Source organism: Hymenobacter elongatus (assembly GCF_004745955.1).
GTDB lineage: Bacteria > Bacteroidota > Bacteroidia > Cytophagales > Hymenobacteraceae > Hymenobacter > Hymenobacter elongatus.
In genome coordinates this window covers 22,065-37,612 of sequence record NZ_SRLD01000046.1, presented here as the reverse complement: position 1 = coordinate 37,612, position 15,548 = coordinate 22,065, and the positions used below count along the sequence as shown (strand labels likewise).

Here is a 15,548-nt window from a genome sequence, read left to right as displayed (position 1 = left end):
GGCTGAACATGGTCGAACTCGAACTCTCGGCCATTGCCCGCCAGTGCCTGCACCAGCGCATTCCCACGCAGGACGAACTGAGCGCGCACGTTGAGGCCTGTGTGGCGGAACGCAACGCCCGGCGAGCAACAGTCAACTGGCAATTCTCGCTCGATAAGGCGCGGGAGAAACTCACCCGCCACTACCAAAAGGTTTGTTCAAAAAACTCTCCTGACTAAGCACTAGTGTTGATGGCCTTGGAATAGGCATTGCCCCTGCGTCAGCCCGCCCCGTGCTTGATACTTCACGTCGACCGGGGTAGCCATGCCGCATCCGCATCGACCAAGTGGGCGCCGTACCCAGCTTCATCCGGCCGGGCAACCCCTACGATAACGCCTAGGCCGAAGCCGGCTGGAGCACCCTGAAAACCGAACTGTTACCCGGCGGCGGTCCTTTTGCCTCGCTGGAAGAAGCCCATTTGGAAGTCGCCTGCTACCTCGATACCTACTTTAACCTCGACCGCCGCCACTACGCCCTCGGCTACCGCTTGCCCCACCAATTTGAACAGGACCTCAAACCCACCCTATCGTAGCTCACTATCCGTTTTTACTGGACCACCCCAGTACCTAGTGAAGTGGCTGTTTCGTACCACTGTTGAGCCTGTTCAACAGTCAATTCGGTAGTTACCGGAGCGGGAACCGGCAATTCCTCTATGGGAGGCGTACAGCTCTGAAAAGCAATGGCTGACAGCGCAAACAGGGCTGCTCGGTAAGATAGGTATGCTAACTTCATGGTGCTTACTACTTGAGCTTAAGGGTGTATACTCTATTAACTGAGCCGGCGAAGCTACAGCGACAAAACTGTCGTGAGACGTTTTGGAATAGAAACCAGAAGTTGTAAGAAGTGTGTAAGCAGAGCAGCGCCAAACAGTGCGTTTGGGTAGTGGCACAAAAGTATTTCGAATTTATTCAAATCCTACTTTTCAATAGCCGTTCGTGTCGCTTGCCAACCGATCAGGCAAGAAAAGCCCCCCTACCTACCCAGCATCTTCGCCACGTACTTCCCCACGATATCAAACTCCAGGTTGACCAAGTCGCCGGGGCGCAGGTGCTGAAAGGTGGTGTGCTCGTAGGTGTAGGGAATGATGGCCACCGCGAAGCTGTCGTCGGTGCTGTCGAAGCAGGTCAGGCTGGTGCCGTTGATGCAGATAGAGCCTTTTTCGACCGTCACGCGGCTGGGGCCGGGCTCATGGCGGAAGCGGTAGAGCCAGCTGCCGTTCTGGTCGGCGACACTTTCACACACGGCCGTCAAATCGACGTGGCCCTGCACGATGTGGCCGTCGAAGCGGCCATTGGCGGCCAGGCAGCGCTCCAGATTCACTTGGCGGCCGGCGGCCCAGCGGCCCAGATTGGTCTTTTGCAGCGTCTCATCAATGGCCGTCACGACGTGCGTGCCCGCCGCCGCGTCGAGGGCTACCACGGTCAGGCACACGCCGTCGTGGGCCACGCTCTGGTCGATCTGCAGCTCGGCCGCAAAGGGGCTGGCAACGGTGAAATGCCGGTTCGAGCCTTGGGTGTGCACGGCCGTAATAGTGCCGAGGGTTTCTACGATTCCGGTGAACATGGTTTCAGGTAAGGAGAAGGAGGTAGCCGTTTCAACCGCTTACCCCGCGTTTTGCTTTTTCCGCAGCCCCGCCCAACGAATGAAGCCGCGGCGAGATGCTTACTTGCCCCGGCCTTCCACGATGATTTTCAGCGTGTACAGCATCACCCGAAAATCCATGGCCAGGCTCATATTCTCGATGTAGAGAATATCGAATTTCAGGCGTTCCACCATCTGCGCTACGGTTTCGGCGTAGCCGTACTTCACCTGGCCCAGACTAGTGATACCGGGCCGGACGCGGTGCAGGTGGCGGTAGTGGGGGGCTACTTTCACGATCTGGTCGATGTAGAACCGGCGCTCGGGCCGCGGGCCCACCAGGCTCATGTCGCCCTTCACCACGTTCCAGAACTGGGGCAGCTCGTCGAGGCGCACCTTGCGCATAAAGCGGCCCCAAGGGGTAATGCGCGGATCGAAATCGGAGGACAGGGCCGGGCCCTGCTTTTCGGCATCCACGTACATCGAGCGAAACTTGTAGATGCGAAAGGGCTGCGCATTCTTACCGATGCGCTCCTGGGCGTAAAAAATGGGCCCCGACGACGAGAGCCGCACCATTACGGCCGTAAACGCATACACGGGCCAGGCCAGCACCAGAAACAGCGCCGACCCGAAAATATCCAGGCCGCGCTTGGTCACTTCCTGCCAGGGCGGCAGCAGGTCGTGCTTGATTTCGATGAGCGGCGTACCAAACAGGTGGTTAACTTTCACCGAGCCCAACAGCATCTGGTACAGGTCGGGCAGGATGCTTACGCGGGCCGGCGTGCCTTCCAGCAGCGCCAGAATCTCCTGAATCATGAGGTGCTCACTGGGCTCGATGGCAATGATGACCTGCTCAATCTTGAGGGCCCGAATCAGGGCGGGCAGACGCGTGTAGGAGCCGTGGGCGGGCAATTCGGCCGCCAGCTCCGCGTCCACCGTGTCGCCGACGGGCGCAAAACCGACCAGCTTCAGCCCCAGGTGCTTGCCGGTGCGGGCCAGTTCGTGGTAGGTTTCGCGGGCCAGAATATTGGAGCCCACCAACAGCGTATTGAAGGAAATAACGCCTCCCCGCACCAGCCGCTGCACGGTGGTAATTGCCCAGGTGCGCAGCACGGCCGTGATAAAGAAGTGCAGCAGAAAATACGCCGTAATCGTCTTATAGTAAAGCCGGTACGAACTCACCCCCTGGTCGTCGAGCAGCAGCGCGAAGAAGATAACCAGCGCCCCCAGAATGGAAATACGAGCCAGGCGGATAATCTCGGCCAGGCGGGACTTGCGAAAAATGTCGCGGTATTCCCCAATCAGGGTGTAGAGGCCCGCCCAGAACAGGGCAATCATCAGGGCCGAGCCGGTGAGGGTAAACAGCTCACCACCGGTGAAGCGGTACCCGGCGTTTATCTCGCTGAGCAGGTATTTCCGCAGCAGAAAAAAACACATCCAGGCCAGCAGGGCTGCCACGAAGTCGGCAGCAATGAGCTTGAGCTTTTGAAAGGTGCGAGTCAAGGGAATACGAAAAGCGGACCGGCCGGGGCCGGCAAACAAATGGGTTTTGTGGGCACGATACCGTAGTTTCGCGGCAGATGCGGCGCGGAAAGGGCCTTATTGCTCCCGCTGTGCCGCGCAAAGGTAGGGCATTAACCCATACTCCCGACACTGGCCCAACCCCAATTCGATGCACGCTGACAGCTACCGGCACCGCGGCCTGCGCCGCTCCCTCGTGGAAGAACTGCGCCGCAAAGGCATCCGCGACGAGCGGGTGCTGACGGCGCTGGCCACGGTGCCGCGCCATCTGTTTTTCGAGCCCGGCTTTCAGCAGCACGCCTACCAGGACAAAGCCTTTCCCATCGGGCAGGGCCAGACGATTTCGCAGCCCTACACGGTGGCCTACCAGACGCAGCTGCTGCGCCTGGCCCCCACCGACCGGGTGCTGGAAATCGGGACGGGCTCGGGCTACCAGTGCGCGGTGCTGCTGCAGCTGGCGCCGCAGGTGTTTAGTATCGAGTACAATACGGTGCTTTTTGAGAGTACCCGCCGACGCCTGGCTGCCTTGGGTCTGCCTGCCCACCTGTTCTGCGGCGACGGCTCGGTGGGCCTGCCCGCCCAGGCTCCGTTCGACAAGATTCTGGTGACGGCCGGCTCGCCTACCATTCCGCGCACCCTGCTGCGGCAGCTGCGCGTGGGCGGGGCCCTCGTGATTCCGGTGGGCGACGAGCACACCCAGCGCATGATGCGGGTGGTGCGGGAGAGCGAGGAGGAGTTTGTGCGCGAAGAGTTCGAGGAATTCCGCTTCGTGCCGCTGCTGGGCCAGGCGGGCTGGCCAAAATAACGGAGCCGGATACACCAGGGTACTTTCAGTGAAAAAGCGCCAGGAAAAATTCAATCGGTAGACGCCGGTAAACCGTATCCTCAATTCCTAGCACCCGTCGCACTTGCCCTGGCCGCCCTGGCTACGGCATTCCATGAGCTGTTTTGAGTTGATTTTCCGCTTCCCTCGCGCTTGTTTATGCCTGCAGATACGGCTCCGTTGCTTCCTCCCGACTCTGATTCCAGTGACGTATTGCAGACCCTGATTGACGTGTCGCTCACGGGCGTCATTCTCTTCCGACCTGTATACGCAGCCGATACGGGCGCTATTATCGACTTGGCGTACGTGCACCTCAACCCGGCCGCATAGCAGGCGCTGCTGGAGAGTGAGCAGTACTTCCGCCTGATGGATGACCGACAGCGTGCCGGCCATGATCTGGGTGACCGATCCGGCGGGCTTCTGCACCTACCTCAACCAGCAATGGTACGACTACACCGGCCAGACCGAGGCCGAAGCGATGGGCATGGGCTGGGTAGATAGGGTGCACCCCGACGATGCGGAAGCGGCCAAAGCTGCTTTTCTGGACTCTACTGCCCGGCAAGCGCCTTTCCACTGCCTCTACCGCGTCCGGCGCGCCGATGGCCACTACCGCTGGGCCATCGATACGGGGATGCCGCGCTTCAGCGCCAGCGGCGAGTTTGAGGGCCTGGTGGGCACGGTCATCGACGTGCACGAGCAGAAGCTGGCCGAGCAAGCGTTGCAGCGCCTGACCCGGAAGCTGCGCACGCCCGCGACCAGGCCCAGGGGCTGAACGCGGAGCTGCTAGCCACCAACGAGCGGCTGGTGCGCACCAACGTGGACCTGGACAATTTCATCTATACCGCCTCCCACGACCTGAAAGCGCCCATTACCAATATTGAAGGACTGTTGCACGTGCTGCAGGACCAACTGCCGGCCGCCCGCCCGCCAGGCCCGGATATGGCCCCCGTGCTGGCAATGATGCGCGAGTCGGTACTGCGCTTTAAGCGCACCATCGAGCACCTGAGCGACGTGACCAAGCTGCAGAAGGAACACGCCCAGCTAGCTACCGACGTGCCCCTGGCAGACGTGCTGGACGATGTGCGGCTGGATTTGCGGCCCCTGATCCAGCAAACCGGGGCACGGGTCGACGTCGACGTGGCCACGTGCTCTACTGTGTCGTTTTCGGCCAAGAATCTGCGCTCGGCTATCTATAACCTGCTCAGCAACGCGCTTAAATACCGTCACCCCGACCGGGAACCGCATATCCGCGTCAGTTGCCGGCGGCAGGCTGAGCACACAGTTCTTACGGTGCAGGACAACGGACTGGGGCTGAGCGCGGCGCAGCAGAAGGAGCTGTTCATGATGTTCCGCCGGCTGCACACGCACGTCGACGGCTCCGGTATTGGCCTGTACATGGTCAAGAAGACGGTGGAGAATATCGGCTCGACCTTTTCTCTTTATTTCCCTATCTGAGTCCGGTTTTCCCACCAGTGGAGCCTGCTGAGTTCGACCCGGCGGCACTACAGGGTCGCGGTTACTATTTGGCAGAATCCCGACCTTTCGCAGAGCGGCCTGTGCTGCAAGGGTGCCACGGCAACCCAGCCGGCACAAACGGAACCCAGGACAGAACAAGTGGCTCAGACCAGCTACCTTTCCTCCTCACAGGCGCAGGTGCCGAGGCGTGCCCGTAGCTCACTGAAAACAATTATAAAAGCAGCCGATTGCCGTCCGGTCGCCAGCTGCTCACTGCTTTCTTTTTTCCATTCAAATGCTAAAAAACCTACTCTATCTCTGTCTGCTGGCCCTGCCCACGCTCAGCAGCGCGCCCGCTATGGCCCAACAGGCGCAAGCTCCGCCGCGCCAATACCCCGAACATGCCTACGGATTTCGGTGCGCTTTCGACAGCGCCCAGCAGCAGGCGTTTCGGCGCACGCCCGGCTCGGAGCGCAACTACCGCAACTTTCTGCTACAGGTCGCGGCCCTCTCGGCTTCCGACCAGGCCCGCCTGCTGGCCCAGCCCGATGTGACGGTGCCCGTAGTCGTACACGTTATTCATACCGGCGGGGCCAATAACATCAGCGACGCCCAGGTGCAGGATGCCATCCGCATTCTGAACGAGGACTTCAACAAAGCGAACCGCGACACGGCCGACGTTATTGCGGCCTTTCAGCCGCGCTATGCCACGGTGGGCTTCCGGTTTCGGCTCGCCCAGCGCGACCCCAGCGGCAACTGCTCCACGGGCATTACCCGCACCTTTTCCACCCAAACCAGCATCGGCGACGACCGGGTGAAAAGCCTCATCGGCTGGGATTCGAACCGCTACCTCAACATCTGGGTGTGCGACGCGGCCAACGGCGCCGGCGGCTATGCCTACCTGCCCTGCTCTGGCGGCACCGCCGATGGCATCGTGATTCGCAACGGCCAGTTTGCGAGCATCGGACGCTCGTGTGGCAGCAATTTCTGCGTCCGCTCCCTCACCCACGAGGTGGGACACTACTTTGGGCTACCGCACACCTGGGGTGGCTCCAATACGCCCGGTCTGGCCAGCAACTGCAGCATCGACGACGGCATTGCCGATACGCCCAACACGGTAGGCGTTGGGGCCCCCTCGGGTGGCTCGGGCTGCCCCCTCACCAACAGCGCCTGCGGCGTGCTGGCCAACGTGCAGAACTACATGGATTATTCCAGCTGCGCCAGCATGTTCACCACCGGGCAAAAAACTGTGATGCGGGCTTCGTTACTGCTCTCGTGCCGCAGCACGCTGGTTTCGGCCGCCAACCTGGCCAGCACCGGCACCAACGACGGCCACCAGGCCGTGCCGTGCGCGCCGGTGGTGGCGTTTCAAGCGTCTTCCACGGTGGTGTGCGAGGGCGGCAGCATCAGCTTCTCCGACCAGTCGTACAACGCCGACGTGGCGGCGGCCTCCACGCAATATCTGTGGCAGGTTCCGGGCGGGCAACCCAGCAGCTCCACCCAGCGGCAGCCCACGATTACCTACCCAACCAGCGGCATATATGATGTGACGCTGACCATTACTACGCCCGGCGGCAGTGGCAGCAGCGTCCGCCAACAGCTTATTCAGGTGCGGGGTGCCAATACGGGCGTGCTGGCACCGCTGGCGGAGTCGTTCGAAACGGCAGGATTTCCGGCCAACTTCCCCGCCCCCGATCTGCGCAACTGGGTGTCGACCTCGACCTCGACTCAGGTGCTGGCCCGCTGGGAACGTCAGACCAACGCCCTGCCCAGCCATGGTGCCGCCTTCCTCCAGATTCGTAGCTCGGTGCTGCCGGCGGGCACCAGCACCGATCTGACGTCTCCCAACATCGACCTTAGCGGCATCAGCGGTCCGGTGCGCCTGGTCTTCGACCGCGCCTACGCCCGCCGCTCGGCTTCGGCCACCGACCAGCTCCGCGTGCAGTTCAGCTCCGACTGCGGCGTGACCTGGAACACCGGAGCAGCTTACTTCGCCACGGCCCTCAATACCAAAGGCAGCAAGTTTTTCAGCGGCTTCGCCCCCGATTCTCTCAGCGAATGGCAACCACTGACGGTCTCGATTCCGGAGGTGTACAAGTCCAGCCGCTTCCAGCTGCGCCTGCAAATGATCAGCAACGGGGGCAACACCTTGTTTATCGACAACCTACGTCTTAGCTCGGCTACCACCACCGCCACGCTGGAGGCCGCCCAGGCCGGCGTTTATATATACCCCAACCCGCTGACTACGGCCACCGCTGTTCATTTCCGGTTGGCTGCCGCCAAGTCGGTACAGCTGCTGGTCACGGATGTAGTGGGCCGGCAGGTAGAGGCCACCGAGGCCCGCGTGTACGGAGCCGGGGAGCAGCATATTGCCCTGACTCCGGCCGGCCAGCCCCCGCTGGCTCCGGGCCTCTACGTGGTGCGCCTGCTGATTGACGGTCAGGCATACACGACCAAGGTGCTGGCGCAGTAGCTTCTACCAGGATTCGTCCCCACAAAAAAATCCCCGGTGCGTTTCGTGCGCCGGGGATTTTTTGTGTTCCGCTATGGAGGAGTGCATCGCCAGGTATTCTTCCCGCCAATTCGTCATTCCGGCTTGCCCTGGCGTATCTTTGCGGCCGTTGCCTTTTCCAAAAACTCTCTTCCTGATGCGCAAACAGAAGCCCGTTAAAGAATCCTTCGTGATTATGACCGAGTTGGTGCTGCCCAACGACACCAATACGCTCCACAACCTGATGGGCGGCCGCATGATGCACCTGATGGACATTGCCGCGGCCATTTCGGCGCAGAAACACTCCAACCGCATCGTCGTGACGGCCAGCGTCGACAACGTTTCCTTCCGCGACAGTATCGCCCTGGGCAACGTCGTGACGCTGCAGGCCCAGGTGACGCGGGCCTTCAACTCGTCCATGGAAGTGCACATCGACGTGTGGGCCGAGGATATTCCGAGCGGCACGAAAATGAAAACCAACGAAGCATTTTTCACTTTCGTGGCCGTCGACCAGTCGGGCCGCCCGATTGACGTGCCCGAAGCCGTGGCCGAAACGGAGGATGAAATCCGCCTCTACGACGGCGCCCTGCGCCGCCGGCAGCTGCGCCTCGTGCTGGGCGGCCGCATGAAACCCCAGGATGCCAGCGAGCTGAAAGCCCTTTTTGAAATGGACTAAGCGGACTGCAGCAGTTGTACATGGCGAGTGGCGGCACCATGCTTCTTCCGCCTGACGCAGCAGCAGCGCTCAATTCGTAGCCACCCCAAACACACCCCGCATGGAACAGGCGTCGCTGGCATTTTTCCAGAATTTCTACACCAACGTGTCCCTGTACGTGGTGCCCGAGCCGCAGGCGGAGGACTTGGCGGAGGCCACCACTCCGCAGCACGCAGTGGTTGTCGAGGCTACGCGGGCGGCACCGGAGGCCGCAGCGCCCGGTGCCGCGAGTACGCCCCCAGTACTACCGGCACCGCTGCCCACTGCCGTTCCACCAGCGCCGGTGCCACTGGTAGCGGCAGTTCGGCCACCAGCCGTGCCCACTCCCAGCCCAGACAAGCTGCCGTCGCTGGCAACTCTGAACGTGCCGCCACCGCGCCCGGTCGCTGCCCCGGTGCCAGTTGCGGCAGTGCCGCTGGTAGCACCAGCCCGGCTGCCCACTCCGCCGGCACCGCCCACTCCGGTTGCCCCGGCACCACCGGCCCGTACGGCTCCGCCGCTCAGCGCCACGCCTTACTCCACGTTGGGCAGCAACGCTAACGGCTTGGTTATCATCGTGCGTATGGATGCGGTACGCTTCCAGCGCCTGCCCAGAAACCTGTTTCTCAACAACCTGCTCAAGGCCATTCGCCTGGTGATGGAAGATGTGGTGCTGATTAACGTGGAGTCGCCGCTGCCCGTGGAACTGGCTACGCTACGGCAACGGTTGGCCGCCCGTCAGGTTATAGGCTTCGGCAAGAACCTGCTGGACTTGGCCATCCGCACCACGCAGCTGTACGAGCCCGTCACGCTGGTCGGGGATGCCGCCTACCTGCCCGCCGCCGAAATCGAGCTGCTGGAGGAGGATAACAGCCGCAAGAAGCTCCTGTGGCAGGCCATGCAGCGCATGTTTTTGAGCTAGAGCATTTGGACAGTAACGTTTGCGAAGTAGCGTGCCTTTTTGAACGTCATGCTCGACCTGGCGGACGCCAAATCAAGCATGACGCTCTTTGCCAACTGTCTACAGCCCCCAGCTGGTTTTCTGCTCATCGTCTGGGTCACTGCGCGGGCCAAGGTCTTTGTTGCTCTCCTTTACTTTCAGCTGGACCGGAGTAGTATACTTTGTCCGCTTTACCTGACAAAGTCCGTAACGCACACAGCCCTTTACCGCCGCGGCAGTAAAGGGCTGTGTGCGTTACGGACTTTGGCGAAACTGCTGATAGCAGCCAGCAAGGAAACCCAGTTCCGGCCCTACTTCAGTACGGCCGTCAACTTGGCTTCCAGCGCGTCGCCCCGCAGGTTTTTTGCCACGATGCGGCCCTGCGGATCGAGTAGTATCGACTGCGGAATCGACTTCACGCCGTAGGTCTGGCCGGCCGCGCTTTCCCAGCCCCGCAGGTCCGAAACGTGCGTCCAGGTCAGGCCATCGGCCTTAATGGCTTTGAGCCACTTCTCCCGATCCTGGTCGAACGAGACGCTATAAATCTCGAAGCCTTTGCTTTTGAACTTGTTGTAGGCCCGCACCACATTGGGGTTTTCCTTGCGGCAGGGGCCGCACCACGAGGCCCAGAAGTCGATTAATACATATTTGCCGCGCAACGACGACAGAGCCACCGTTTTGCCATCGGGCGCCGCCAGGCTGATTTCCGGAGCAGCCGACCCTACGGCCGTGGCACGCAGCGGGTCGAGCTTGGCGGCCAGGGCCTTGGTGTAGCGCGAGTCGGGCATCGTTTGCTTGAACTGCGTCGACATGGAGTCGATGAAGGCAAACTGCTCCTCCGGATTCAGCAGGTTAGACACGGCGAAGGCCGACACCACCGAGCTGGGGTTTTGCCGGATAAGCTGCTTGAGGACGCCCGTATTCTGCGCCTGGGTGGCGTAGAATTTGGCTTCGATCAGCTTCATCGAGTCGGCGCGACCATTCTGGTTGTTGTAGCGCGTTTCCAGCGTGGCCATATCCCGCTTCGACTGCTGCATGTTGTGCCCAAGCTGCTGGAGCACTTCCGAGTCCTTGGAGCCTTTCACCGTGTAGTTGTCGGTGAGCTTGGTGGCGTCGCCCGACAGTTGAATGTTGCTGCCATTGCTCAGTGCCACCAGCACCTGGTTGGCGTCGTTCAGCTTCACCTGGTACAAGCCCGCTTCCGGGGCCGTGCCCGTGAGCGTAAACCGGCCCTGGTCGTCCGTCGTGGCCGTATCGCGCGACACGAACTGGGTTTCGCCCAGCTCGGCCAAGTACACTTTCGTACCGGCCGGCGCGTTCGTGAACTGGCCACTTACCTGGTAGCCGGCCCCCGGGGCCACGCTTCCCGTCGTCGGGGTGGTGCCTTTCGTACAGGCATTGGCCATTCCCAGCACGGTGGTCACCAGAAGGATACTTTTCATTTTTTCGATCATTCTAAAGGTATGCTACCAGCGGAGGACGCTCGGCGCTCCGCCTCGTGTGAAAACAAGCGAGATGCGGCCCGTTTGGTTCAGCCGGGCCGCTCCATAACGCGCCGCGGCCGGCCGTTGGTATGCCGGAAATAAGCGCTAGGCGTCGAGCTTCTGGCGCAGGAGCTGGTTGGCCAGCTTGGGGTCGGCTTTGCCGCCGGTGAGCTTCATGAGCTCTCCCATAAACATGCCCGTCAACGACTTTTTACCGGCCCGGTATTCCTCCACCTTGGCCGGGTTGGCGTCCAGCACCTGCTGAATCATAGCCTCCAGCGCCCCGGCATCCGACTGCTGCAACAAGCCCTGCGCCTCGGCGGCGGCGGCGGCAGTCTGGCCGGGGTTTTCCAACAGAAACGGGAATAACTGCTTGGCTGCTACCGAGTGGCCTACCTTGTTCTCATCAATAAGTTGAATGATATCGGCCAGGTGCTGGGGCCGCAGCGGGAAATCCGCCATGGTCAGAGCCCGCTCGTTCAGGTAGGACTTCACGGCTCCCTGCACCCAGTTGGCGGCCGCCTTGGCATTGGGCGTCAGGCGGGCCAGCTCGTCGAAGAACAAGGCCACTTCCTTCTGATCGGTGAGTACCGAGGCGTCGTAGTCGGAGAGGCCCAGCTCGCCGGTGAAGCGGGCGTAGAGTTGCTGGGGCAGCGCTGGCAGCGACGCTTGCACCTCGTGCAGCCAGGCGTCGCTGATGATGAGCGGCGGCAGGTCGGGCTCGGGGAAGTAGCGGTAGTCGTTCAGCGTTTCCTTGCTGCGCTGCCCATTGGTGGTGCCGGTGGTGGCGTCGAAGCCGCGGGTTTCGCTGTCGAGCGTGCCGCCAGCTTCGAGCACCATAATCTGCCGCTCGATTTCGTACTCAATAGCCCGCTGCACGTTGCGGAAGGAGTTCATATTCTTCACTTCCACCTTGGTGCCGAACTTCTCGGCCCCGTGCAGCATCACCGAAATGTTGGCGTCGCAGCGCAGGGAGCCTTCCTCCATGTTGCCGTCGCAGACGCCCAGATACACCACCAGCTTCTTGATTTCGGACAGGTAGGCGTAGGCTTCGTCGGCGTCGCGGATGTCGGGCTCACTCACGATTTCAATCAGGGGTACGCCAGCGCGGTTCAGGTCGACCAGCGTTTCCACTTCGCCGGCCAGGTGCATGCTTTTGCCCGCGTCTTCCTCCATATGAATGCGCGTGACACCAATATGCTTGGTCGTGCCGTCGGCCAACCGAATCGGGACGCTGCCGGCCGTGCAGATCGGGGTTTTGTCCTGGGTTATCTGGTAGCCCTTGGGCAGGTCGGGGTAAAAGTAGTTTTTGCGCGCAAACAAGTTGTCGCGGGTAATGTGGCAGTTAGTGGCCAAGCCCATTTTCATGGCATACTCCACCGCCGTGCGGTTCACCTTGGGCAGCGTGCCGGGGTGGCCCAGCGTAATCACGCTCAGGTTGTTATTGGGCAGGGCCCCGTATTCATTCTCGTCGGCGGAGTACATCTTGCTCTGCGTGAGCAGCTGGGCGTGTACTTCGAGCCCGATAACGGGCTGGTATTTGGCTTTTATTGCTTCGTCCATATCAATCAAAATGAGCCGCTAGGGCGGGTAGCGCCGCCTTGCGGGTGCAAGATAAAAACTATCCGCCGCTACGACCGGACAAAAAAACCGAGCCGGAAATGCTCCCGACTCGGTTTTGCTATACCCGCTAAAGCGTAGCCACGGGTGGCCTTAGTCGTTGAAGACCGGCACATAGGCAGCCATAAACGTGCTGCCGGCCCGGTTGTAGGCCTCTACCGCCTTTTGATTCTGAGTGTTATAGAAGCTGATGCACTTGTTGTAGCTGTCTACATCGGCCTTGGTGAGCTGGTCTTTGCGCTCCATCAGGTCCTGCATCTTCACAAATTGGTCGGTGCACATGCTGTTGTAGAGCTTCACCAAATTGCGGGCCGCGTCGCGGTACTGGGCATCTTTGCCCCGAAATGCGGGCACGATGGCCAGCTGCTCCAGGGCCAGCTTGGTATCGGCTTGCAGCTGCACGCGGGCCACCTCAAATTCGGCCGCGTTCTGCAGGCGCATGGCATCGGCAATCATCGCAATGGCTTTTTCGGTGCGAAACTGGGCCAAAAACACCTGGTGCTGGTACGTATTCACTTCCGATACCTGCCGCATATACGCCGACAGGCGCTTGCCCTCGGGGTCTTCGCCCATCGTCATCTTATGGCGCTTGGCAAAGCGGGCCTGGGCCACGTTCACGCTGTCGTTGACGGCTTGCAGCTTGGCTTCGGCTAGTTCCTGGGCGTGCAGGTAGTGCTCCATGTTCTCCACGCTGGCCGTGCGGGTAGCGGCCATCATATCCACGGCTTTGTAGTCTTCGGAGTACACTTTCAGCTGCTGGTAGAAAGCTTCCGTGGTTTGGTCCTTAAAGCCCTTGTCGTCCTGAAACGCGGGCAGCCTGGCCAGCTTCTGGAGCGACACTTCCGTTTGCTTCACCAGCTCCAGGCGCTTAGCATCGATTTTCTTCTCGTTGTCGGAGTGGGCCGATTTACTGATGTAGCGCAGGTTTTTCTTGAGCATGGCCCGCTGCTCGCCGATGATGAAGTTGTTGTAAGCTCCCGGGTCGGTGAAGGTTTGGGCCGAAGCGGTGCCAACGCCAGCCAGCAGCGCGCTGACCAGCAACACAGTAGAGATGCGCATAGGAAAGACGAATAGTAAAAAAATCAGCGAATGGCAAAGGTGATAGGCACGGTATAGCGCACGGGCACCCGCTCGCCGTCCTGCACGCCGGGCTCCCAGCGCGGCATGGCCTCAATTACGCGCAGCGCTTCGGCATCCAGCGCGGCCGACACGCTCTGCTTCAGGCGAATATCCCGGATGTCGCCCGTTTCGGTGACGTAGAACTCCACCAATACTTTGCCCTGCTTGCCTGTTTTCAGCGCGGCGGCCGGGTACCGTATCGACCGGCCCAGATAAGCAAGCATACCATTCATACCACCCGGAAACGTGGGCATCTGCTCGGAATACTCCGCCCCGGTGCACGGCCGGGCAGTTCCCGTTTCATCGTAGCATTGGCTGCTCAGCTCACGCCCCCGCTCATACACAGTAGTGCGTTTCAGGCGGCCGGCTCCATCAAAGCAATTGTAGGTGCCGTGCCACTGGCTGCCCAGCTCCGAATGCACAACAAACAGCGCCCCATTGGCCCGCCAGCGGGTGGTTATCGTCGTCGTCAGCGTGTCACTGCCCGTAGTCGGCCAGAGGGTGCGGCTCACGCGCAGCAGCCGATTGGAGGCGGTGGCAAAGACGCTGTCGAGGCGCACCTGGCCCGGGGTTTCGAGCCGCTGCACCCGGTAGGCAGCCGCTGCCTGCGGTACCTCTTCCGACCAATAGTTGTGAAACAGAGTAGCCTTCACCGGCACGGGGCTCTGTGCCGCTCCTGCTCCGGCAGCCCCCAGCATACTCATCAGCAACCATAACGACTTCATAAAGCAGTGAAAATTAAGTGGCACTAAAAATGGGAAATGTGTAGCGCAAAAGGTCTTTGAGGGCTGGGCAACCAGCAGCCACGGCCCACCATATGGGCTTCCGGCCAAAGGCCAGACCGGCTGCTCGACGTATTTATTTCAGGTATTTAGCAGCGGACACCACTTTGTAGCGGGGATTATGAGCCAGCAAATCCTGCAACGCGCCCACGTGGGCCAGCCCGATTACGACCAGCAGGCGCTGACTTTTCTGCTCCAGCTGCGTGGTCAGGATGTTGGAATAGATTTTTAAGTTTCGGTTGTAAAACAGGGAGATAAACTCGGCCCCAATATACTTCTGGTCGATGCGGGTGGTATCGACGCTGGCGTCAGGCTCCCGAAACCGGCCATCGACGACGTAGGCCGGGGCGTTGTAGAGCACCCGTTGGGGCAGGGCAATGACGGTGGGCTGGTTGAGGAAGCGAATGTATTGCGGCACCGTGAGCTCACCGGCCTGAAACTGCTTTTTCGCCCCGCGCGACAATGCCTGCATTTCGCTCAATGCCGCCTGATAATGCTCAATATAGCGCCCGTTATTGAGCATGCTCTGGGACGTGGCGCTGTAGGCGTCCACGCCGTATACTTTGCCGTGGCCGGCCCGTTTGGCAAGCGCAAAGCCAACCTGAAAAGTCTCGCTCCGGCGCAGCTCGCGGGTCGCTAATTTATCGGCCTTGTATAAGCTGTACAAGCTATCCGCCTCCGCCTGGTCTGCCCTATCGACCTCTACCATCACGATATCGGGCTTGAATTTTAGCAGGCTGCTTTGTAGCGCTACCAGCTCCTGCTGGCGCTTTTCGGTCAGCACGTCGGAGGCCGGCGTTGTATCATAGAGCTGCTGCAAGTGGTCGAAGCCAACGACCATCACCTCTATCGGCGCGGAGGCAGCGGCTTTGGCAGCGGGAGCAGCCAGGGTTTGGGCGAAGCTGGTAAAGGAGCGAATGATGGTCCCGAAAAGCAATAGTCCTTTGGCAAATAAAAGCATAGTGAAAGCGAAGAATATACAACTAAAAGGATGCTAGTACG

At 60.7% G+C, this 15,548-nt stretch carries 15 protein-coding genes and 1 pseudogene; 9 read left to right on the top strand and 7 right to left on the bottom strand.

The genetic code is table 11. The annotated features are described in order from the left end of the window. Together E5J99_RS18365 and E5J99_RS21405 are read left to right on the top strand one after the other, a co-directional pair. Window positions 1-218: pseudogene (locus tag E5J99_RS18365) on the top strand (IS630-like element ISMth1 family transposase); the annotation flags it as partial. Window positions 219-400: 182 nt separating this feature from the next. After that, on the top strand, window positions 401-571 hold the full coding sequence (locus E5J99_RS21405) for an IS3 family transposase (protein WP_262713049.1): 171 nt from the start codon (window positions 401-403) through the stop codon (window positions 569-571). A 440-nt stretch (window positions 572-1,011) separates the two neighbouring features. Here the strand turns inward: E5J99_RS21405 and E5J99_RS18355 are convergent, their stop codons facing one another. Then, complete coding sequence (locus tag E5J99_RS18355) at window positions 1,012-1,602, bottom strand: riboflavin synthase (protein WP_135499276.1); 591 nt, start codon at window positions 1,600-1,602, stop codon at window positions 1,012-1,014. A 99-nt stretch (window positions 1,603-1,701) separates the two neighbouring features. Continuing rightward, complete coding sequence (locus E5J99_RS18350; protein WP_245319088.1) at window positions 1,702-3,120, bottom strand: sugar transferase; 1,419 nt, start codon at window positions 3,118-3,120, stop codon at window positions 1,702-1,704. 169 nt (window positions 3,121-3,289) lie between these two features. On the opposite strand from E5J99_RS18350, the gene E5J99_RS18345 reads away from it, so the two are divergent. The 7 genes from E5J99_RS18345 (at window position 3,290) to E5J99_RS18320 (ending at window position 9,523) form a co-directional block, all read left to right on the top strand. Next, window positions 3,290-3,943 carry a protein-L-isoaspartate(D-aspartate) O-methyltransferase gene (locus E5J99_RS18345; protein WP_135499275.1) on the top strand — a complete coding sequence of 218 codons (654 nt, stop codon included), beginning with the start codon at window positions 3,290-3,292 and terminating at the stop codon, window positions 3,941-3,943. A 177-nt stretch (window positions 3,944-4,120) separates the two neighbouring features. Beyond that, the gene (locus tag E5J99_RS21400; RefSeq protein WP_167852210.1) at window positions 4,121-4,291 is read left to right on the top strand and encodes a hypothetical protein; all 171 of its coding nucleotides are present in this window, start codon (window positions 4,121-4,123) and stop codon (window positions 4,289-4,291) included. 40 nt (window positions 4,292-4,331) lie between these two features. Continuing rightward, complete coding sequence (locus tag E5J99_RS18340; RefSeq protein ID WP_135499274.1) at window positions 4,332-4,733, top strand: PAS domain-containing protein; 402 nt, start codon at window positions 4,332-4,334, stop codon at window positions 4,731-4,733. 32 nt (window positions 4,734-4,765) lie between these two features. Further along, a complete protein-coding gene (locus E5J99_RS18335; RefSeq protein ID WP_135499273.1) occupies window positions 4,766-5,416 on the top strand; it encodes a sensor histidine kinase in 651 nt (216 codons plus the stop codon). A 295-nt stretch (window positions 5,417-5,711) separates the two neighbouring features. Beyond that, window positions 5,712-7,889, top strand: coding sequence for a M43 family zinc metalloprotease (locus E5J99_RS18330; RefSeq protein ID WP_135499272.1), 2,178 nt, complete (start codon window positions 5,712-5,714; stop codon window positions 7,887-7,889). 175 nt (window positions 7,890-8,064) lie between these two features. After that, complete coding sequence (locus tag E5J99_RS18325; RefSeq protein ID WP_135499271.1) at window positions 8,065-8,583, top strand: acyl-CoA thioesterase; 519 nt, start codon at window positions 8,065-8,067, stop codon at window positions 8,581-8,583. Window positions 8,584-8,683: 100 nt separating this feature from the next. Further along, a complete protein-coding gene (locus E5J99_RS18320; RefSeq protein WP_135499270.1) occupies window positions 8,684-9,523 on the top strand; it encodes a hypothetical protein in 840 nt (279 codons plus the stop codon). A 329-nt stretch (window positions 9,524-9,852) separates the two neighbouring features. Here the strand turns inward: E5J99_RS18320 and E5J99_RS18315 are convergent, their stop codons facing one another. From E5J99_RS18315 to E5J99_RS18295, 5 genes are all read right to left on the bottom strand, one after another. Continuing rightward, window positions 9,853-10,983 carry a TlpA disulfide reductase family protein gene (locus E5J99_RS18315; protein ID WP_167852209.1) on the bottom strand — a complete coding sequence of 377 codons (1,131 nt, stop codon included), beginning with the start codon at window positions 10,981-10,983 and terminating at the stop codon, window positions 9,853-9,855. A gap of 147 nt (window positions 10,984-11,130) precedes the next feature. Beyond that, a complete protein-coding gene (gatB, locus tag E5J99_RS18310) occupies window positions 11,131-12,588 on the bottom strand; it encodes an Asp-tRNA(Asn)/Glu-tRNA(Gln) amidotransferase subunit GatB (protein WP_135499268.1) in 1,458 nt (485 codons plus the stop codon). Between the two features lie 150 nt (window positions 12,589-12,738). Beyond that, complete coding sequence (locus E5J99_RS18305; RefSeq protein ID WP_135499267.1) at window positions 12,739-13,704, bottom strand: LIC11966 family surface protein; 966 nt, start codon at window positions 13,702-13,704, stop codon at window positions 12,739-12,741. A 23-nt stretch (window positions 13,705-13,727) separates the two neighbouring features. After that, complete coding sequence (locus tag E5J99_RS18300; RefSeq protein ID WP_135499266.1) at window positions 13,728-14,489, bottom strand: energy transducer TonB; 762 nt, start codon at window positions 14,487-14,489, stop codon at window positions 13,728-13,730. Between the two features lie 133 nt (window positions 14,490-14,622). After that, entirely contained in the window at window positions 14,623-15,507 is an 885-nt protein-coding gene (locus E5J99_RS18295; protein ID WP_135499265.1) for a DUF5694 domain-containing protein, read from the bottom strand. Window positions 15,508-15,548: the final 41 nt, after the last annotated feature.

Coding starts and splice junctions, on each gene's coding strand:
- E5J99_RS18345 (WP_135499275.1), top strand. CDS start 3,290: ATGCACGCTGACAGCTACCGGCACCGCGGCCTGCGCCGCTCCCTCGTG.
- E5J99_RS18355 (WP_135499276.1), bottom strand. CDS start 1,602: ATGTTCACCGGAATCGTAGAAACCCTCGGCACTATTACGGCCGTGCAC.
- E5J99_RS18330 (WP_135499272.1), top strand. CDS start 5,712: ATGCTAAAAAACCTACTCTATCTCTGTCTGCTGGCCCTGCCCACGCTC.
- E5J99_RS18305 (WP_135499267.1), bottom strand. CDS start 13,704: ATGCGCATCTCTACTGTGTTGCTGGTCAGCGCGCTGCTGGCTGGCGTT.
- E5J99_RS18325 (WP_135499271.1), top strand. CDS start 8,065: ATGCGCAAACAGAAGCCCGTTAAAGAATCCTTCGTGATTATGACCGAG.
- E5J99_RS18320 (WP_135499270.1), top strand. CDS start 8,684: ATGGAACAGGCGTCGCTGGCATTTTTCCAGAATTTCTACACCAACGTG.
- gatB (WP_135499268.1), bottom strand. CDS start 12,588: ATGGACGAAGCAATAAAAGCCAAATACCAGCCCGTTATCGGGCTCGAA.
- E5J99_RS18300 (WP_135499266.1), bottom strand. CDS start 14,489: ATGAAGTCGTTATGGTTGCTGATGAGTATGCTGGGGGCTGCCGGAGCA.
- E5J99_RS18340 (WP_135499274.1), top strand. CDS start 4,332: ATGACCGACAGCGTGCCGGCCATGATCTGGGTGACCGATCCGGCGGGC.
- E5J99_RS21400 (WP_167852210.1), top strand. CDS start 4,121: ATGCCTGCAGATACGGCTCCGTTGCTTCCTCCCGACTCTGATTCCAGT.
- E5J99_RS18315 (WP_167852209.1), bottom strand. CDS start 10,983: ATGAAAAGTATCCTTCTGGTGACCACCGTGCTGGGAATGGCCAATGCC.
- E5J99_RS18295 (WP_135499265.1), bottom strand. CDS start 15,507: ATGCTTTTATTTGCCAAAGGACTATTGCTTTTCGGGACCATCATTCGC.